The sequence below is a fragment of the Franconibacter daqui genome (assembly GCF_014644275.1).
GTDB lineage: Bacteria > Pseudomonadota > Gammaproteobacteria > Enterobacterales > Enterobacteriaceae > Franconibacter > Franconibacter pulveris.
The window spans coordinates 194,929-214,715 of the sequence record NZ_BMKJ01000006.1 but is presented as its reverse complement, the minus strand read 5'-3'; the positions used below and the strand labels follow the sequence as shown (position 1 = coordinate 214,715).

Annotated in this window: 15 protein-coding genes and 1 riboswitch; of the genes, 4 read left to right on the top strand and 11 right to left on the bottom strand. The window is 59.9% G+C overall.

From position 1 onward, the window contains the following. The first annotated feature begins 54 nt into the window (after positions 1–54). Positions 55–519, top strand: coding sequence for a YehS family protein (locus IEX01_RS18330; protein WP_024556352.1), 465 nt, complete (start codon positions 55–57; stop codon positions 517–519). 38 nt (positions 520–557) lie between these two features. Here IEX01_RS18330 and IEX01_RS18325 read toward each other — a convergent pair whose 3' ends face one another. The 3 genes from IEX01_RS18325 to IEX01_RS18315 all read right to left on the bottom strand — a co-directional run bounded on the left by IEX01_RS18325 (position 558) and on the right by IEX01_RS18315 (position 2,165). Next, positions 558–1,067 carry a surface-adhesin E family protein gene (locus IEX01_RS18325; RefSeq protein WP_188724305.1) on the bottom strand — a complete coding sequence of 170 codons (510 nt, stop codon included), beginning with the start codon at positions 1,065–1,067 and terminating at the stop codon, positions 558–560. After that, the gene (locus tag IEX01_RS18320) at positions 1,064–1,669 is read right to left on the bottom strand and encodes a hypothetical protein (RefSeq protein WP_188724304.1); all 606 of its coding nucleotides are present in this window, start codon (positions 1,667–1,669) and stop codon (positions 1,064–1,066) included. The genes IEX01_RS18325 and IEX01_RS18320 overlap by 4 nt, the downstream gene beginning before the upstream one ends. A gap of 169 nt (positions 1,670–1,838) precedes the next feature. Continuing rightward, positions 1,839–2,165 (bottom strand): RcnB family protein, encoded by a 327-nt coding sequence (locus IEX01_RS18315; protein ID WP_024556355.1) that lies wholly within the window; start codon positions 2,163–2,165, stop codon positions 1,839–1,841. Between the two features lie 277 nt (positions 2,166–2,442). Next, positions 2,443–2,539, top strand: a riboswitch (TPP riboswitch). A 34-nt stretch (positions 2,540–2,573) separates the two neighbouring features. Between IEX01_RS18315 and thiM the strand changes: the two genes are divergently transcribed. From thiM to fbaB, 3 genes are all read left to right on the top strand, one after another. Further along, positions 2,574–3,362, top strand: a complete 789-nt coding sequence (thiM, locus tag IEX01_RS18310) for a hydroxyethylthiazole kinase (RefSeq protein WP_188724303.1) — start codon at positions 2,574–2,576, stop codon at positions 3,360–3,362. Next, on the top strand, positions 3,359–4,159 hold the full coding sequence (thiD, locus tag IEX01_RS18305; protein ID WP_024556357.1) for a bifunctional hydroxymethylpyrimidine kinase/phosphomethylpyrimidine kinase: 801 nt from the start codon (positions 3,359–3,361) through the stop codon (positions 4,157–4,159). Before thiM ends, thiD begins: the two co-directional genes overlap by 4 nt. A gap of 144 nt (positions 4,160–4,303) precedes the next feature. Beyond that, positions 4,304–5,356 carry a class I fructose-bisphosphate aldolase gene (fbaB, locus tag IEX01_RS18300; protein WP_188724302.1) on the top strand — a complete coding sequence of 351 codons (1,053 nt, stop codon included), beginning with the start codon at positions 4,304–4,306 and terminating at the stop codon, positions 5,354–5,356. A 140-nt stretch (positions 5,357–5,496) separates the two neighbouring features. Here the strand turns inward: fbaB and yegS are convergent, their stop codons facing one another. The 8 genes from yegS to IEX01_RS18260 all read right to left on the bottom strand — a co-directional run bounded on the left by yegS (position 5,497) and on the right by IEX01_RS18260 (position 19,722). Beyond that, entirely contained in the window at positions 5,497–6,396 is a 900-nt protein-coding gene (gene yegS, locus IEX01_RS18295; protein WP_024556359.1) for a lipid kinase YegS, read from the bottom strand. 247 nt (positions 6,397–6,643) lie between these two features. Continuing rightward, the gene (trhP, locus tag IEX01_RS18290; protein WP_188724301.1) at positions 6,644–8,005 is read right to left on the bottom strand and encodes a prephenate-dependent tRNA uridine(34) hydroxylase TrhP; all 1,362 of its coding nucleotides are present in this window, start codon (positions 8,003–8,005) and stop codon (positions 6,644–6,646) included. A 672-nt stretch (positions 8,006–8,677) separates the two neighbouring features. Further along, positions 8,678–9,400 carry an envelope stress response regulator BaeR gene (baeR, locus tag IEX01_RS18285; RefSeq protein WP_024556361.1) on the bottom strand — a complete coding sequence of 241 codons (723 nt, stop codon included), beginning with the start codon at positions 9,398–9,400 and terminating at the stop codon, positions 8,678–8,680. Beyond that, the gene (baeS, locus tag IEX01_RS18280) at positions 9,397–10,818 is read right to left on the bottom strand and encodes an envelope stress sensor histidine kinase BaeS (RefSeq protein WP_188724300.1); all 1,422 of its coding nucleotides are present in this window, start codon (positions 10,816–10,818) and stop codon (positions 9,397–9,399) included. The genes baeR and baeS overlap by 4 nt, the downstream gene beginning before the upstream one ends. After that, entirely contained in the window at positions 10,819–12,234 is a 1,416-nt protein-coding gene (locus IEX01_RS18275) for an MFS transporter (RefSeq protein ID WP_024561786.1), read from the bottom strand. A 4-nt stretch (positions 12,235–12,238) separates the two neighbouring features. Beyond that, on the bottom strand, positions 12,239–15,328 hold the full coding sequence (mdtC, locus tag IEX01_RS18270; protein WP_188724299.1) for a multidrug efflux RND transporter permease subunit MdtC: 3,090 nt from the start codon (positions 15,326–15,328) through the stop codon (positions 12,239–12,241). After that, positions 15,329–18,451: an MdtB/MuxB family multidrug efflux RND transporter permease subunit gene (locus IEX01_RS18265; protein ID WP_024561784.1), complete on the bottom strand. Its 3,123-nt coding sequence runs from the start codon at positions 18,449–18,451 to the stop codon at positions 15,329–15,331. Continuing rightward, the gene (locus tag IEX01_RS18260; protein ID WP_188724298.1) at positions 18,451–19,722 is read right to left on the bottom strand and encodes an MdtA/MuxA family multidrug efflux RND transporter periplasmic adaptor subunit; all 1,272 of its coding nucleotides are present in this window, start codon (positions 19,720–19,722) and stop codon (positions 18,451–18,453) included. Before IEX01_RS18260 ends, IEX01_RS18265 begins: the two co-directional genes overlap by 1 nt. Positions 19,723–19,787 lie beyond the last annotated feature (65 nt).

Below are 19,787 nucleotides of genomic sequence, written 5' to 3'. Positions count from 1 at the left end.
ATGGGGCTATACTGCCGCCCCCCGGCAAAGCTAAAACGGTGAGACACGCCCGCAATGATTAATAACGATGTAATACGTAGCCTGCGCTACATGCTGAAACTCAACAACAATGACATGGTCGCTATTCTGGCGCTGGCAGACAGCGTCGTGCCGGTGGAGCAGATGGTCGGCTTTGCCAAAAAAGAGGAGGAGCCCGGCTTTTTGCGCTGCCCGGACGTGGTGCTGAACGCCTTTCTCAACGGGCTTATTTACTCCCGCCGCGGCAAAGATGAGAGCAAACCGGCGCTGCGCGCCGAGCGTAAGACCAATAACAACCTCATTCTCAAGAAGTTGCGCGTGGCGTTCGCGCTGAAAACCGACGATATCGTCGCTATCATGCTGGAGCAGAAATTCCGTATCTCCCTGCCTGAAGTGACCGCCATGATGCGCGCTGAAGACCACAAAAATTACCGTGAGTGCGGCGACCAGTTCCTGCGTAACTTCCTGCGCGGTCTGGCGGCGCGGCTACGGCCAGCCTGAGACGATAAAGCCGCTGTTTAGCGGCTTTATCGCATTTTTTACAGCTCGCCCAACAGCGTCGGCTCGCTTTTTGCAGGCTCAGGCTTCAGCCGAGAGGGATCAATCTGGCAAACCATCTCCGCGACGATACCGATAAGCGACTCTTTAGGAAAAGAACGCCACTGTCCGATGGCGTCTTGTCTGGACGCGGCGATGGCTTCACCCTGCGCATACGGTTGTGAAAAATAGATACGCTCAAACAGGGTGCGCTCCTGCGTATCGCAGTTAATCACGTTATTTGCGCGTGAGCTGGTGATAACAAGCCGTGGGTCCTTGTTGAGAACGGTCTGCTCACTGTAATTATTGATAAGATAAAACCGGCGCAGGCGGGCGTTGCCCTGCCAGGTGGAGACGGCGCGCAGATCGGCGTACGTGCCGCCTTTATCATCAAGCAGCAGTTTAATCACGCCGTGCGGCGGATCGCCTGCCACGACCGGCTGCGGTTTGCCTGCCCCTGCGCACGCGGTCAGTAACGCGACGGCGCTACAGAGTAAAAGGGGTTTAATCATTTTTTGCCTCCAGTTAAATCCGGGCGTAGCGGCAGTAAAATTTCCTCGGTAACACTTCCCTGCAACGAACACAGCAGGGTTGTTTTGCCTTTGGTCACGCTCAACATCGCCAGTTTCTCCACGCTGCCTTTGGCGGGCGCGATGCCGCTTACCGCCGTGTTGTTTACCTGCCATGCGCTGTCGCCCGGGCGTTTGATCATTGCGTTGGTGATGTAATCGTCGCCTGCGGATTGCCAGTGCGCCGTGGGAAGGGCCGCCATCACCGCCTGCGGCGACTCTTCAATAACCCATCCCCAGAAGAAATATTTGCCAAACTCATCCAGATCGGACTGCTGCGTGTAGTAGCCCGAAAGCGTTAACTGCTGTAGGTGGACTGGCTGGGCGAACCAGACTATCCCGGCGTTATCTTTGGGCGGGGCAAACCAGGCGTGGCCCTGGTTGTCTTTCACGAGCGGGGCGGCATGGGTAAATTTCGCCTGTTCGGCATAAAGCGCATTAAAAAACTGGCTGTCGCAGCGCAGTAAACTTTCGGTAAGCGGTTTCGCGGCGGCGGTGCTGGCAGCGCCAGACAGCAGCGCAAGGAAAACGAGCACGCGTTTCATAGAGCATCCTTACTGTTAATCATTTAAAACGTATCGGCATTTTAACGATTTGCTTTAATGGAAAAGGAAGGTGCAGCAGCGAAGGAAGAGAGAGGATAACGATAAGGCCGCGCTTTAATGAGCGCGGCCTGAGGAGGGAGGCTAAACGCGTAAAGCCAGACTGGCCCGGTTAGTGGTGATAAAAAATATCGCCGTTCATCGCCTTAAGGATTTTGCCTTCGGCGTCGGTTATCAGCACATAGTTGCCGCCCATGTAGGTCCAGTGGCTTCCGGCTTCCGGCGCAGGCAGGTTGCGAAGCTGCCATTTTTTGATGTTGTACTCTTCGGTGCGATACATGTCCGGCACAATGTCGCCGATGACGAACTTGCGCGAGTCAGAATGAAATTCTTTGACTTCATAGGCGTCCAGCCCCTTTGGTGCCGCAGGCTGCGCGGCAAAAGTGGTTCCCGCTACGGTCAGCAGCGCGCCCAGAATCATCATTTTAGTTTTGTTCATATACTCTCCACGTTGTACAGGGCTTGTTTCACGGTTCGCAAGACAGCGTATCTTTCCTTGCCATGCCAAAGCGTTGCAAGGGCTTCTGTGTATAGAAATATGACATAAAAAAGTGAAAGGGATATTTACCACGGCCAGCGGGCTCTGCGCTGCGCTGTCGCTCCCTTTTGAGAGTTATCCTGGCGGCGGACGAGTGCCAGCCGCGACCGCGCCTTTACTTCCCCGGCCTTCACGAATATCCTGATTCACCACGGCAAAAGCCGGAACAATAAGCTGTTTTAATGACTCGGGGTGCCCTTCTTTGTGAAGGCTGAGAAATACCCGTACCACCTGATCTGGATAATGCCAGCGTAGGGAAGTCAGATGCCTGCCCGGTATCCCTTCTTTTAAGCCTGGCAGGAGAGCGTGATGCAACCTGACCTGCTGTCCGGCCCGCAAGCGGCCGCGGTTTTAAACCAATTTCATACCCGTTCCCCGCTCGTTCACTGCATGACCAATGAGGTAGTGCAAACCTTTACCGCAAACGTGCTGCTCGCCCTTGGCGCGTCGCCGGCGATGGTCATTGAGCCTGATGAAGCCGCGCAGTTTGCTCGTCTTGCCGACGCCGTGCTGATTAACATCGGCACGCTTACCCGCGAGCGGGCCGGGGCGATGCTCGCGGCTATCGAGAGCGCAAACCAGGCGGGCCGTCCCTGGACGCTGGACCCGGTCGCCGTCGGCGCGCTCGATTTTCGCACCGGTTTCGCCCGTGAATCGCTGGCGCTGCGCCCGGCGGCGATACGCGGCAACGCCTCTGAAATCCTCGCGCTGGCGGGGGAGCGCGGCGGCGGACGCGGCGTTGACAGCACGCAACGCGCCGAAGCGGCGTTAAGCGCTGCGCGGGAACTGGCCGGGCGCAGCGGCGCGGTCGTCGCCGTGACGGGCGAGGTGGATTATGTGACAGACGGCGAACGCACGCTGGCAGTACGCGGCGGCGATGTGCTGATGACGCGCGTTGTCGGCACCGGCTGCGCGCTTTCCGCCGTGGTCGCCGCCTGCGCGTCGCTGCCCGGCAGCCAGCTTGAAAACGTGGCGGCAGGCTGCTGGATGATGAAACGCGCTGGCAGCCTGGCGGTTACACGCTGCGCCGGGCCCGGCTCGTTCACACCCGCTTTCCTCGACGCGCTATACCAGTTGAATAGGGAGGCCTGCGCATGAAACGCATCAACGCCTTAACTATCGCCGGCACCGACCCGAGCGGCGGCGCGGGCATCCAGGCCGATTTGAAAACCTTTTCCGCGCTGGGCGCTTACGGCTGCTCGGTCATTACCGCGCTGGTGGCGCAAAACACCCGCGGCGTGCAGTCCGTTTACCGTATCGAGCCTGCGTTTGTTGCCGCTCAGCTTGATTCGGTGTTCAGCGACGTGCGTATCGATACCACCAAAATCGGCATGCTGGCGCAAAGCGATATTGTGGAAGCCGTGGCGGAGCGGCTGTCGCGCTATCAGGTGAAAAACGTGGTGCTGGATACGGTAATGCTGGCGAAAAGCGGCGATCCGTTGCTCTCGGCTGAAGCGGTGAAAACGCTGCGCGAGCGTCTGCTGCCGCATGTGTCAATCATCACGCCAAATTTGCCGGAGGCGGCCGCCTTGCTTGGCACCACGCATGCGCGCAATGAACAGGAGATGCATCAGCAGGGCGAGGCGCTGCTCACGCTGGGCTGCGAAGCGGTATTGATGAAAGGCGGGCATCTGGACGATGCGGAAAGTCCCGACTGGCTGTTCACTCGCGAAGGCGCCCGCCGGTTTACCGCGCCACGCATTGTTACCAAAAATACGCACGGCACCGGCTGCACGCTTTCCAGCGCGTTAGCGGCGCTGCGTCCGCGCTATCCACGCTGGGAAGAGACCGTGGCGGCCGCGAAAACGTGGCTTTCGCAAGCGCTCGCGCAGGCGGACACGCTGGAAGTCGGCACAGGCATCGGGCCTGTTCATCATTTTCATGCCTGGTGGTGAAGCGTGCCAGCAGAATGAACTGAAAAACTTCTTTCGTATGGCAATTCTTGCTGTTCAGTATCATGATGATTCTGCCCATGATTGCGTGGGCGGGAACCATCATGCCGACGGGTATGGAGCCCGTCGAAATTACGGGAGAGAGTTATGACAGATATTGCGCAGTTGCTCGGCAAAGATGCCGAAAGCCTGTTACAGCATCGTTGTATGACTATTCCGGCAGATCAGCTTTACCTGCCTGGCGAGGATTATGTTGACCGGGTAATGATCGACAACAACCGTCCGCCCGCGGTGTTGCGTAACATGCAAACGCTGTACAACACCGGCCGCCTGGCGGGAACCGGCTACCTTTCAATCCTGCCGGTCGACCAGGGCGTGGAACACTCGGCAGGCGCGTCGTTTGCCGCTAACCCCCGCTACTTCGACCCGAAGAACATTGTTGAGTTGGCTATCGAGGCGGGCTGTAACTGCGTCGCGTCCACTTATGGTGTGCTGGCCTCCGTATCGCGCCGCTACGCCCACCGCATTCCCTTCCTTGTGAAGCTTAACCATAACGAAACCCTGAGCTACCCGACCCAGTATGACCAGACGCTGTATGCAAGCGTTGAGCAAGCGTTCAACATGGGCGCGGTGGCGGTAGGCGCGACCATCTATTTTGGCTCTGAAGAATCCCGCCGCCAGATTGAAGAGATCGCGAGCGCCTTCGAGCGCGCGCATGAGCTTGGCATGGTGACGGTGCTGTGGGCGTACCTGCGTAACTCATCGTTTAAAAAAGATGGCGTGGATTACCATGTGAGCGCCGATCTCACCGGCCAGGCGAACCACCTTGCCGCCACTATCGGCGCCGATATCGTTAAGCAGAAAATGGCCGAAAATAATGGCGGCTACAACGCGGTTAAATTCGGTTACACCGACGAGCGCGTTTACAGCAAGCTGACTACCGATAACCCTATCGATCTGGTGCGCTACCAGCTGGCGAACTGCTATATGGGCCGGGCGGGGCTGATTAACTCAGGCGGCGCGGCGGGCGGCGATACCGACCTGGAAGAGGCGGTGCGTACGGCGGTTATCAATAAACGCGCGGGCGGCATGGGCCTTATTCTCGGCCGTAAAGCGTTTAAGAAATCGATGGCCGACGGCGTGAAGCTGATTAACGCGGTGCAGGATGTTTACCTCGACGCTAAAGTGACGATTGCCTGACAGACCTGCTCAGAAGAAAACGCGCCTGTGGGCGCGTTTTTTTTGACGATGAAACAGGAGGCATTGCGCGCCTGCGTAGCGCTCTTCCCGACGGGGAAAGCGGCCGGGTATTCAGACGCGCCACCCGCCAGACAACAGGCTTACTTTAACAGTTCGCAATCAGGCGGCAGACGGCAGCTCAGCGCGCCGGGCTGCACCTGGATGCGAAAATGCTGGCCGCTTAGCGGCTCGCCGTCGAGATTAAAGGTAATCTCATGCGGCGCGGTGATTTCAAACCACGACGATATGCCATCAATAATATTTGGGCTCTCTTCCGGGCGGGTAAGCGTCGTCAGCAGCGCCGGTAGCAACTCTTCGCCCGTGAAAATCCGCAGATGCAGCAGACCGTCATTGATAAGCGCCTGTGGGCAAAGCTGCTGGCCGCCGCCCGCCTGACGCCCGTTGCCGATGCCAATCACCAGCGCGTCGCCCTGCCACTGAAAGTTATCGCCGCGAATCTCGCAGCTGTCCGGCTTAAGGGTATCCATGCGCATCAGACCATGGATTAAATAAGAGACGCCGCCCAGCGCGGCCTTGAGTTTTTCCGGCGTTTCGGTGGTGATGCGGGTGCCAAAGCCGCCGGTCGCCATGTTGATAAAAAAGGCGTCGTCGTTAACCTGCACGATATCAATCGGCGTCGCTTTGCCGATAATCGCCAGCTGTAGCGCTTTATCCAGCTCAGCGGGAATACCGGTGCTGGTGGCGAAGTCATTGGCCGTGCCGAGCGGGAGGATGCCCAGCGCCGGACGCTTATCCGCAGGGAGCTTCGCCAGCGCCGTGGCGATTTCGTTGATAGTGCCATCGCCGCCGCCGGCAATAACGGTATCGACGCCGAGCCTGGCCGCCTCGGCGACAAAGCGGATAGCATCGCCTTTTTCCCACGTTATGCGAACGTGCAGCGTAAAGCCCTCTTCACGGAGCATTTCAACGGCGCTGCGCAGCAGGTCGTTATCGGCGCTCTTGCCGTTAAGAATAATGAGTGACACCGGGTAATTTTCCATTGCGACCTCTGAAAGCCCACTGAAAAGAGTCTACCGCAGAGTTTATCGCAGCCAGTCAGAAGAGGCTGAAAATGGAAGAAAAAAATAAGCCTGCGTAAGGGAGATTACGCAGGCGAAGGAGGTGGTTCCTGGTACTGCTGGCATTTATCGGTTATGTTTTTCAGCGCTGGGATAATAACCGGATCAATCGTAACCGTGTGTGATCCGATTCTAAAATCATTCACGCCGAAAAAATAACTAAGATTAATTATTTACCGTGCGGATTGCGGGTGGTCTGTCCAGCGAGATTGCGCATCAATAACGCATATTCCAGCGTCATATCCTGCGGAACCGGCAGCCAGACGGTATAACCATCCCCCGGCGCCACCTCCATTTTCTCGCCTTTCGCGTTTTCCAGGTGCTCCAGCGTAAAGCTCACGTTGCCCTGCGGCGTCATCAACTCCAGGCTATCGCCGAGGGAGAATTTATTTTTCACCGCCACGGCGGCGAGGTCGCCTTTGCGCTCGCCGGTAAATTCGCCGACAAACTGCTGACGGTCGGAAACCGAGTAGCCGTATTCATAGTTCTGGTAGTCGTCATGGGTGTGACGACGCAGGAAACCTTCGGTGTAGCCGCGGTGCGCCAGCCCTTCCAGCGTCTCGAGCAGGCTTGGGTCGAAAGGCTTGCCCGCGGCGGCGTCGTCGATAGCGCGACGATAAACCTGCGCGGTGCGGGCGCAATAGTAAAACGATTTGGTGCGACCTTCGATTTTCAGCGAATGCACACCCATTTTCGTCAGCCGCTCAACGTGCTGGATAGCACGCAAGTCTTTGGAGTTCATGACATAGGTGCCGTGCTCGTCTTCGAATGCGGTCATGTACTCGCCCGGACGCATCGTCTCTTCCAGCATGAAAACCTTATCGGTAGGCGCGCCGACGCCAAGCGTCGGTTCAACGGTTTGTACCGGAATCGGCTCGTGGATATGCACGATATTGCCTATCTCATCCTCTTTGCCTTCCTGCACTTTATATTCCCAGCGGCAGGCGTTGGTGCAGGTGCCCTGGTTCGGGTCGCGCTTGTTGATATAACCCGAAAGCAGGCAGCGGCCGGAGTAGGCCATGCAGAGGGCGCCGTGGACGAAGATCTCCAGTTCCATATCCGGCACCTGCTCGCGGATTTCGGCAATCTCTTCCAGCGAAAGCTCGCGGGAGAGAATAACGCGGGTCAGGCCCATCTGTTTCCAGAACTTCACCGTCGCCCAGTTAACGGCGTTCGCCTGCACCGAGAGGTGAATATCCATCTGCGGGAAATGCTCGCGCACCAGCATGATTAACCCCGGGTCGGACATGATTAGCGCGTCCGGACCCATATCCACCACTGGCTTAAGATCGCGGATAAAGGTTTTCAGCTTGGCGTTGTGCGGGGCGATATTCACCACCACGTAGAATTTCTTGCCCAGCGCGTGCGCTTCATTAATGCCGAGCTGTAAATTCTCGTGGTTGAATTCGTTATTGCGCACGCGAAGGGAGTAGCGCGGCTGGCCCGCATAGACGGCGTCGGCGCCGTAAGCGAAGGCGTAACGCATATTTTTCAGCGTGCCCGCAGGCGAAAGGAGTTCCGGTTTAAACATGGCGTTCTCGTTCTGATGACAGGTCAGACCCGCCTGAAATAAGGCGGACGGGGGCACCTTTACCCCACGTTAAGGGCGGGAATTGTAGCGCCAGGCGCAGCGCGGTGCAAACGGGGCTTCGGTTAGCCACGGTTGTTGTAGATTTATAACGCTATGGGGCTATGGGGCTATGGGGCTATGGGGCTATGGGGCTATGGAGCTATGGAGCTATGGAGCTATGGGGCTATCACTCTATGCTGGGGCAGTTAGTGTTACGTTCGCGATGCGCTGTTTCACTATGTAAGTGCTACTCCTGCGAACGTGCCAGGGGGCTTCGCCGCCAGCCCCCTGGCGACCCCGGCTCCCGGCTCGCAAAATTGCCCGCTAAGCGGGAAACCTCATCTTTTTTTCGTTGGCTTCGGGTCGGGCATGACGGCACATCCTTGTGCCGACATGCCCTCACGCCGGGTCCAGCCGGCGTGACCCGGCCACCGTAAAAAAGCTGAGGCAATTTTGAGGCCGGATAACGTCCGCGCTTCAAGGGCCGATAATGAACAGGCCGAAGTTTTCGCTGAAGGCTGAAAGGCTGAGAGGCTGAAAGGGGGAAAGGCTGAAAGGGGGAAAGGCTGAAAGGGAGAAGGCGGGTCATACTGCGCTGCCCGCCTTTGAAGCACCGCTGTCGAAGAGGGCGCATCACCCCATCCGACAGGCGTCCGCCTCCCATCGATACCCCACGCCGTACACGGCGCGAATAAACGACTGCTCGGCGTCCAGCGCCTCCAGCTTGCGGCGCAGGTTTTTAATGTGGCTGTCGATGGTGCGGTCCGTTACCACGCGGTAATCATCATACAGGTGGTTTAATAACTGCTCGCGGGAGAACACTTTGCCCGGTTCGCTGGAGAGTGTTTTCAGCAGGCGAAATTCCGCAGGCGTGAGATCCAGCGCTTTCTCGCGCCAGCTGGCCTGAAAACGGCTCTCGTCGATAACCAGCGGGCTTTGGGCATCCAGCGCCTGCACCTCGCGCTGCGGACGGCAGCGGCGCAGAATAGTCTTCACGCGCGCCACCACTTCGCGCGGGCTGTAAGGCTTGCAGATATAGTCATCGGCGCCAATCTCCAGCCCCAGCAGGCGGTCAATCTCTTCAATCTTCGCCGTAACCATCACAATCGGCACCTCAGAGAAGCGGCGGATTTCACGGCACAACGTCAGGCCGTCGGTGCCCGGCAGCATCAAATCGAGCAGGATAAGGTCCGGCGGCGTCTGGCGCACCCAGGGCAACACCTTGTCGCCGTGGCTGATGAGCGTCGGCGCATAGTTCGCGGCGCGTAAATAGTCGATAAGCAGCTGCCCGAGCTTGGGTTCGTCTTCCACAATCAAAATACGCGGCGCATTGTCGTCAATCGGCATATCGGTCATACATCTCTCGGCAGGTCAGAATCGAGCGGTAAGGTTACTGTAATGCTTACACCGCCCAAAGGCGAATGCGCGGCGGAAATGGTGCCGCCATGCGCTTCAACGATATTGGTGCAAATGGCAAGCCCAAGGCCGGAGCCGCCGCTGGCGCGGTTGCGCGACCCTTCGGCGCGGTAGAAGCGCTCAAACAGCAGCCCGAGTTGCGCGTCGCTCACGCCCGGCGCGCTGTCGGCAAAGGTCAGCACCAGCCGCCCTGGTTGCGCTTCGCCCTGAATCAACAACTGGCCGCCCGCGTCGGTGTAGCGCAGGCTGTTCTCAAGCAAGTTATTGAAAAGCTGCATCAGGCGATCGCGGTCGCCGAAGACCTGAGCGCTGTCTGGCAAAGAGAGCGCAATCGTAAGCCCGCGCCCCGCTAAGCGCTCACGAAACGCGCCAGCGGCCATCTCCAGCAGGTTCACCACATCCACCGGGGCTTTCTGATAAGCCAGCGCCCCTTCGTCAGAAAGCGAAAGCTGATGCAGATCGTCCACAAGCTTCGTGAGCGTGCCTACTTCCGCCTGCAGCGAGGCGACCGATTCCGGCGTAAACTGCCGCACGCCGTCCTGTATCGCTTCCAGTTCGCCGCGCAGCACGGCGAGCGGCGTGCGCAGTTCATGGGAGATGTCGGCCATAAAAGCGCGGCGCATGGTCTGGTTTTTTTCAAGCGTACTGGCGAGCTGGTTAAAATCGTTCGCCAGCTTGCCAAGCTCATCCTGGCCTGTAGAGGCCACGCGGGTGGTGAAATCGCCCGCCGCCAGTCTGTGGGTGCCTTCCACCAGCCGTTTTACCGGCGCCAGCAACCCCCGCGCCAACAGGAAGGTGGCGAGCGCGGCCAGCAGCGTGGCGAGCGCGACAATCAGCCAGCTGGTGCGCCGCTGTTGCTTGTCGAAGTTAATGTCCGTGCTGCGGGTCAGCCGCTCGACCGGCGAGGCGATAACCCAGCCTACCGTGGCGCCATTCACCTGGATTGCGTGGCGCGCGCCGTCCGGCGGCACTGGCGCGCGCGGCCCAACCAGTACGTTCTGATCCTGATCGACCACCCAGAACTGCGTGCGCCAGCCGTGAGGCGGCAGGTCCGGCGGCGGGCGATCCGGCGGCGGACGGTCATCATGTTCATTTTCCCGATCGAACGAGCGGAGGATCTGAAACACGAAGCGATCGTTATGGCGCAAAAATTCCCAGTTGCCGTGCGTGGTGTATTGCTCGGCAAGGGCGTCGCTTAACATCGACATTCGCTGTTCGTTGCCGTGCTTAATGTAGTCAATAAAGCCGCGCTCAAAGCTCAACCGCACCGCCCAGTGCATGGTGATAAGCAGCAGAATGCAGGTGGCGAAAATCGCTAAAAACAGCTTGCCGGTGATGCCGGGCCGCCAGAATTTCATTTACTTGTGGCTCCTTTTACGCCGCGCGATAACGACGTTTTTCATGGTGTCCTTAGGCACGCGGGCGAAAACCAGCGCGGGCAAGGCGATGATCGCCGCCATGCAGAAATAGGTGTAGAGGAAAACCTCATGCGCGATGCCGCTGTCGGCCGCCAGCTGGTTATGGCCGAAGGCGCCGAGCAGGATCCCGGCGACCGAAACGCCAATACTCATGGAAAGTTGCATCACCATCGAAAGCAGGCTGTTGCCGCCGCTTGCCAGCTCGTCCGGCAGGTCGCGAAGCGTCAGCGTGTTCATGGAAGAAAAGCGCACGGAGTTAACAACGCCCTGGAAGAAAAGCACCACCGGCAGCAGAGAATACCAACCCATCAGCCCCACCCACATAAACAGCAGGCTGATAAGCGCCAGCGCCAGCGTGGAAACCACCAGCGTGTTGCGGTAGCCAAAGCGGTTCACCACCTGCACCACGATGCGCTTCATCCCCATGCTGCCAAGCACCATCGGGATCATCATCAGCCCTGCGTGAAACGGCGAAAAGCCGAGGCCGATTTGCAGGAAGATGGGCGTCATGAAGGGCAGCATGCCGCTGCCGATGCGTCCGCAGAGGCTGCCGAACAGGCCAAGCGAGAAGGTTCGGGTGTCAAAAAGCCGCAGGTTAAAGAGCGCCGACTCATTACCGCGCGCGTGCCAGAGATAAAAGATAAGGGCGGCGGCCCCCGCCGAGATGAGTAAACTGAGCGCCACCGGCGAGATGCCAAGCCCTTTTTGCCCGTCGAGCGCGATAGTCAGCGCCGCCATGCCCACCGCGAGCAGCAAAAAGCCGGAAAAATCGAAGCGCCGGGTCTGCATGGTGTAATTCGGCATCAGCCACAGGGTAGCGATGGCGCCCACTACGCCTACCGGCAGGTTGATTAAGAAGATCCAGTGCCAGGAGGCGTACTCCACCAGCACACCGCCGAGCGCCGGGCCAAGCAGCGGCCCGACCTGGCCTGGGAGCGTCACGAACGTCATTGCCGCCATGTACTGCTCGCGCGGGACGATTTTCATTACCGTCAGCCTGCCCACCGGCACCATCATCGCCCCGCCGATCCCCTGCACCACGCGCGCCGCCACCAGGCCGTTGAGCGTATTGGCCATGGCGCAAAACAGCGATCCGAGCGTAAAAATGACAATGGCGCAAAAGAAGATATTGCGCACCCCAACCCGGTCCGCCAGCCAGCCGCTGGCGGGCAGCGTCACCGCTACCGTCAGCACATAGGCGACGATCACCATGTGCATATGAAGCGGGCTCTCCCCCAGGCTTTCCGCCATGGAGGGGAGGGCGGTATTGACGATGGTGGTGTCGAGCGACTGCATAAAGAAGCCAAAGGCGACTATCCACAGTTGCCAGCGCACGCTGTTGGGCAGGTCTGTCATAGGCTTACTCACTTATCGATAGCGTTTTATCCTGTTTTGGCGTGCGCGCAAAGCGCAGCCGTAAGCGGTCAAAGAAAAGGTAAACCACTGGCGTGGTGTAAAGCGTTAACAGCTGACTCATGACCAGCCCGCCGACGATGGTGATGCCGAGCGGCTGACGCAGTTCCGAACCGTCTCCGCCGGAAAGCACCAGCGGCAGCGCGCCGAACAGCGCCGCCAGCGTGGTCATCATGATGGGGCGAAAGCGCAGCAGGCTCGCCTGGAAAATCGCCTCCTGCGGCGTCAGATTGCCGTTGCGCTGCGCCTCGATGGCGAAATCGACCATCATGATGGCGTTCTTCTTCACTATGCCAATTAACAACATAATACCGATGAGCGCGATCAAGCTAAACGGCGCGCCAAACCACTCCAGCGCCAGCAGCGCCCCCACGCCCGCCGAGGGAAGGGTGGAGAGAATGGTGAGCGGGTGTACATAGCTTTCATAGAGAATGCCGAGCACGATATAGACCGTGGCGATAGCGGCAAGGATCAGAATCACCTGCGAGTTCATCGTCTGCTGGAACACCTGAGCGGTGCCGGCGAAGCTGCCTCGCACCGTTGTGGGCACGCCAAGCGTGACCATGGCGCGCTCGATAGCCGCGCTCGCCTCAGAGAGCGACACGCCGGTCGGCAGGTTAAAGGCGATGGTGGAGGAGGCCGACAGCCCCTGGTGGTTCACAGAAAGCGGCGCGTTGGCGGGCTGCCACTTCGCGAAATAAGAGAGCGGGATCGGTTTGCCTTCGCCGTTGACCACAAACATCTGGTCCAGCGCACTGATATCCTGGGTATAACGCGGGTCCACCTCCATCACTACCTTGTACTGGTTAAGCGCTTCGTAGATGGTGGAGATCTGCCGCTGGCCGAAGGCGTTGTTCAGCAGGCTGTTGGCGTCCTGCACGCTGATGCCGAGGCGCGACATGGTCTCGCGGTCATAAATCAGGTTCATCTCCGCGCCGTTGTCCTGCTGGTCGGAGTTAACGTCGGCAAGCTCGGGCAACTTCGCGAAGGCGGCGCGAATTTTCGGCTCCCATTCCCGCAGCGCGGCGAGGTCGTCGGAAAGCAGCGTGTACTGATAGCTGGCGTTGGCCTGACGCCCGCCGACGCGGATATCCTGCACCGCCATCAGAAACAAACTGGCGCCGGGCTCTTTGGCGAGCTTTTTACGCAGCCGGTCAATAACCTGCTGGGCGCTTTCATTGCGCTCGTCGCGCGGCGTGAGCGTAATAAACATCATGCCGCTATTAACCCGCGAGCCGCCGGTAAAGCCGGTGACGTTATCCACCGCCGGGTCGTCGCGAATAATCTTCATAAAGTTTTGCAGCTTGCCGCGCATCGCCTGGAACGAGATGCTCTGGTCCGCCTGAATGCCGCCCATCAGCTGGCCGGTATCCTGCTCGGGGAAGAAGGTTTTCGGAATGGCGATATAAAGCCAGACGTTCAGCGCGAGGGTGGCGATAAAAATAACGCCCACCAGCCGCGCATGGTTAAGCACCCATTTCAGCGAGCGGGCATAGCCGCCCTGCAAGGCGATAAGCAGTCGGCCCACGCCGCGCTTGCGGGCGGGGCGGTGTGGTTTTTCGCTTTTCAGCAGCCAGCCGCACATCATCGGCGTCAGCGTCAGCGAAACGACCATGGAGATGCCTATCGCCACCGAAAGCGTGACGGCGAATTCGCGGAACAGCCTGCCCGGCAGGCCGCCCATCAGCAGCAGCGGCAGAAAAACTGCCACCAGTGACAGGCTCATGGAGAGCACCGTAAAGCCGACCTCGCGCACCCCCTGCAACGCCGCCTGCAGCGGCTTCATTCCCGACTCCAGGTGGCGGGCGATATTCTCCAGCACCACGATAGCGTCATCCACCACGAAGCCAGTGGCGATGGTCAGCGCCATCAGCGACAGGTTATTGAGGCTAAAGCCGCACAGGTACATCGCCGCGCAGGTGCCTATCAGCGAAACCGGCACCGCTACCGCCGGGATAAAGGTGGCGCGCCCGTCGCGCAGGAACAAAAAGACCACCAGAATGACCAGCGCGACGGAAATCGCCAGCGTCTGCTCCACCTCGGCGAGCGAGGCGCGGATAGTCGGGGAGCGATCCTGCGCTATCTGCAAATCGATAGCGGTGGGGATGGTGTCGCGAAGCTCCGGCACTTTGGCGCGAATGCGGTCCACCGTCTGGATGATATTGGCTTCCGGCAGCTTGCGGATCATCAGCAAGATAGCGGGCTTCGCGTTCGTCATCCCGGCGTTACGCACATCCTGCACCGAGTCGGTGATGGTCGCCACATCGCTTAAGCGAACCGCCGCACCGTTGTTGTAGTGCACAATGACCGGCTGGTACTCGGCGGCGGTTTTCAGCTCATCGTTGGTCTGTAACTGCCAGCGGCGGCTGGCGTCTTCCACCGCGCCCTGCGGACGGCGAACATTGCTGTCGCTGATGGCGCTGCGCACGTCGTCAAGCGAGACGCCCTGGTTAAAGAGCGCCTGCGGGTTAAGCGCCACCCGCACGGCAGGCAGCGAACTGCCGCCGACGTCCACATCGCCCACGCCATCAATCTGGGCGATGGTTTGCGCAAGCTGCGTCGAAGCATAATCATAGAGCTCGCCCTGGGAGTAGGTCTCCGAGGTGAGCGTCAGGATCATAATGGGCGCGTCTGAGGGGTTTGCCTTGCGGTAGGTTGGGCGCGAAGGCATGCCGCTTGGCAGCAGGCTTTGCGCGGCGTTAATCGCCGCCTGCACGTCGCGCGCCGCGCCGTTGATGTCGCGGTCGAAATTGAACTCCAGGATGATGCGAGTGCTGCCAAGGGAGCTTGACGAGGTCATCTCGTTAACGCCCGCGATGCGCCCGAGTGAGCGCTCAAGCGGCGTCGCCACCGACGAGGCCATGGTTTCCGGCGACGCGCCCGGCAGCGACGCGCTGACCATGATAACCGGGAAATCGACCTGCGGCAGCGGCGCGACCGGCAGCAGGCGAAAGCCCAGTACGCCGCACAGGGTCACGGCGATGGTCAGCAGAATGGTCGCCACCGGACGGTAGATAAAGAGGGCGTAAAACTTCACTTACGCCTCCTCTTCACGCTGCGGGAAGCGGCTGCGGGCTGCGTTCGCAAGCCGGTCGAAGAGCAGATAAATCACCGGCGTAGTAAAGAGCGTCAGCACCTGGCTTACCAGCAGGCCGCCCACCATGCCGATGCCGAGCGGGCGCCTGAGCTCCGCGCCCACGCCGGTGCTTAGCATCAGCGGCAGCGCGCCAAGCAGCGCCGCCAGCGTGGTCATCAGAATGGGCCTGAAGCGCAGCAGGCAGGCCTGGTAAATCGCTTCATAAGGCGACATTCCCTGTTCGCGCTCCGCCGCCAGCGCGAAGTCTATCATCATGATGGCGTTTTTCTTCACGATGCCGATAAGCAAAATGATGCCGATGATGGCGATAACATCCAGCTCGCTGCCGGCCAGCAGCAGCGCCAGCAGCGCGCCGACGCCTGCGGTGGGCAGCGTTGAGAGAATGGTTATCGGGTGAATAAAGCTCTCATAGAGCACGCCAAGGACGATATACATCGCCACGACCGAGGCGACAATCAGCCAGATGGTGCTGCCGAGCGCCGCCTGGAACGCCAGCGTGCTGCCCTGGAAAGAGGTGGTGATGTCGGTCGGGAAGGCGAGCGCCTGCTCCGCCTCGGTTACCGCCTGCACCGCGTCGCCCAGCGAGTAATCCTCCGGCACGTTGAACGAGATAGTGGTGGACGGGAACTGGTCGAGATGGTTTATCGACAGCGGCCCGAAGCGCTGCTCAACTTTCGCAATGCTGCTTAGCGGCACCGCGCCGCCCTCGCTGCTGGCGAGGCGAATGTTGTCCAGCGCCGCAAGACCGGGCGTCGCCGCGGCGTCATGCTCCAGCACCACGCGATACTGGTTCGCCTGGGTATAGATGGTGGAGATAAGGCGCTGGCCAAAGGCGTTATAGAGCGCGTTATCCACGTCCGCCATGCTGATGCCAAGACGGCTGGCGCTGGCGCGATCGACATTGACGTAGGCCACCAGCCCCTGATCCTGCCAGTCGCTGCTGACGTCCGCCAGTTCCGGGCGCGTGCGCAGCTCATCCATCAGCTTCGGCACCCAGACGCTGAGCGCGTCAAGAGAGTTCGCCTGCAGCGTGAACTGGTACTGGGTGCGGCTCACCTGGGTGTCAATCGTCAGGTCCTGAATCGGCTGCAAATAGAGCTGCACGCCGGGCACCTTCGCCACCGCCTGTTGAAGGCGCTCGATAACCGTCTGCACGCGGTCGTCGCGCTCGTCCAGCGCTTTGAGGTTGATTTGCAGGCGGGCGCTGTTGAGCGACGGGTTCGTGCCGTCCACGCCGACAAACGAGGTAAGGCTCTCTACGGCCGGATCCTTAAGGATAACGTCCGCCACCTGCCGCTGGCGCTGCGCCATGCTGGAGAACGACGTAGACTGCGGCGCCTGCAGCGTCCCCTGAATGATGCCGTTGTCCTGCACCGGGAAAAAGCCTTTCGGGATAAGCACCCACAGCAGAACGGTGAGCGCCAGCGTGCCCAATGCCACGCCGAGCGTGAGCCACGGATGGTTAAGCACCCGTTTCAGCAGTCGGCCATAACCCGCAATCACCCGGTCAAAGAAGCGTTCAGAAGCGCGCGAGAAACGGTTCTGCTTGCGCAGCGAGGCATGGCTTAACATGCGCGCGCACATCATTGGCGTCAGCGTCAGCGAGACGACGGCGGAGATCAGGATAGCCACCGCCAGCGTAACGGCGAACTCGCGGAACAGACGGCCGACGATATCGCCCATAAACAGCAGGGGGATCAGCACCGCTATCAGTGAGAAGGTCAGGGAGATAATGGTAAAGCCGATTTCGCCCGCCCCTTTCAGCGCGGCGGCCAGCGGTTTTTCGCCCTTTTCGATATAGCGCGAGATGTTCTCAATCACCACGATGGCGTCATCCACCACAAAGCCGGTGGCGATGGTCAGCGCCATCAGCGTCAGGTTGTTGATGGAGAAATCAAGAAACACCATCACCGCAAAGGTGCCTACCAGCGAGAGCGGCACCGCTACCGCCGGGATAATGGTCGCCGGCACGTTACGCAGAAACAGGTAAATAATCATGACTACCAGCGCGATAGCCAGCATCAATTCATGCTGGGTGTCATCCACCGAGGCGCGGATATTGGTGGTGCGGTCGGTAAGCAACTCTACTTTCACTGACTTCGGCAGGCTCTGCGTGAGCGTTGGCAGCATCTGACGGATGGTGTCGGCAGTGGTGATGATGTTGGCGCCCGGCTGGCGTTGCACGTTCATTACTATTGCCTGCTGTTTGTTAGCCCAGGCGCCAAGCCAGCTGTTTTCCGCGCCTTGCTCCACCGTTGCCACGTCGCCCAGGCGGATCGCCGCGCCGTTCTGGTACGCGATGATGAGGTTGCGATACTCGGCGGCGGAGGTCATCTGGTCGTTGGCGGAGAGCGTGATCGCCCGCGTCGGGCCGTCCATACTGCCTTTCGCCGAGTTGACGTTGGCATTGCTGATGGCAGTGCGCACCGTTTCGCTGGTCAGCCCCAGCGAGGCCAGCGCCGGGGCGTTAAGTTTCACCCGCACCGCCGGACGTTGGCCGCCTGAAAGCGTCACCAGTCCCACCCCCGCCACCTGGGAGATTTTCTGCGCCACACGCGTTTCCACCATATCTTCCACCTGCGTCATCGGCAGGGCGGAGGAGGTGACTGCGAGCGTCATGATGGGTGGGTCCGCCGGGTTAACTTTGCTGTAGACCGGCGGGTTGGGCAGGTCGCTCGGCAACAGGTTGGTGGCGGCGTTAATCGCCGCCTGCACTTCCTGCTCGGCGACATCCAGCGGCAGCGTCAGCTGGAACTGCAACGTCACCACCGAAGCGCCGCCGGCGCTTTGCGACGCCATCTGCTTTAAGCCCGACATCTGGCCGAACTGCCGCTCAAGCGGCGCGGTAATGGCGGACGTCACCACATCCGGGCTGGCGCCCGGGTAGAGGGTCACCACCTGAATGGTGGGGTAGTCGACTTCCGGCAGCGCCGAAACGGGTAAAAAGCGGTAGCCGATAATCCCGGCGAGCAGGATTGCCACCATCAGCAGCGTGGTGGCGACAGGACGCATGATAAACAGGCGCGACGGGCCGCCTGTAGACCCCGGAGGTAACACCTGCATCAGGACGCGGCTCCCGTGCGCGAGGCCTCACTGCGCGGCCCGGCGTGAGAGCCGGTGGCGGGCGCTTTTTTCTGTTCACCGCTCGCCTGCGCCTGAGGCTCAACTACCTCTACGTGTGCCCCTTCGGTCAGACGGTCAATGCCATCGGTGACTACGCGGTCGCCCGTCGACAGTCCGGCGGTAATCACCACTTTTTCGCTGTCCTGAATGCCGGTGGTGACGGTGTGCTTGCTGACCTGGTTTTTGTCGTTCAGCACCCAGACGAAGTTGCCTTCATTGCCCATTTGCAGCGCGGCGGTAGGGATAACCACGGCGTTCTCTTCTTTAGCCACCAGCATGCGGGCGTTAACAAACTGATTAGGAAACAGCGCGTCGTCCTGGTTTTCAAAACGCGCTTTCAGCTTGATGGTGCCGGTGGTGGCGTCTATCTGGTTATCAAAGCTCAGCAGCGCGCCGGTGCTGAGTTTCTGCTTGTTGGTGCGATCCCAGGCTTCCACCGTCAGGGTCTGGCCCGCTTTTTGCGCCTGTACGACCGTGGCGATTTCGCTCTCCGGCAGGGTAAAAACGAGGTCGATAGGATGGGTTTGCGTCAGCACCACAATGCCGGTGGTGTCGCCGCTGGAAATCTGGTTGCCGATATCCACCTGCTTTAAACCGACCCGGCCGTCAATCGGCGCCGTAATGCGGCTCCAGTTGAGCTGCAACTGCGCACTGGCGACCGCCGCTTCATCCGCTTTGATGGTGCCTGCGGTTTCGCTCACCAGCGCCTGCTGGGCGTCAAGCTCCTGACGTGAAACCAGATTGGTTTTTGAAAGCTGCTGGTAGCGCGCCAGGTCGCGGCGGGCGTTGGCGAGGGTTGCCTTATCGCGGGCAAGTTGCCCCTGCGCCTGGGCGAGCGCGACATTAAACTGGCTCGGATCGATCTCTGCGAGCAGATCGCCCGCTTTTACCTGCTGGCCTTCCTTGAAGTGGAGCGCCATCAGCTGGCCGTCGACGCGGCTTCGCACCGTAACGGTATTGGCGGCGGTAATGGTGCCAAGGCCGGTGAGATAGCGCGGCACGGTCTGGCTGGTGGCGACGGCGGCCTGTACGGGCGCAAGCGCTCCGCCGCGCATCCCTTTACGGCCGCCAGTCGTCGGGCGCTGCTGCGCGGAAGCTTGCGATGACTCAGGCGCGCTTTGATGCGCGTTGTGCCAGTACAGCACGGCGGCAATCACCACCACGACAACGCCAGCCCACAGCCACCAGCGGGAATGCTTATTGCCTTTCATAAGTTAAACGTCTTCTTTTCCTGAAACGATTAGGCGTAATGATACTAGTTTAGTTACGCGACGCC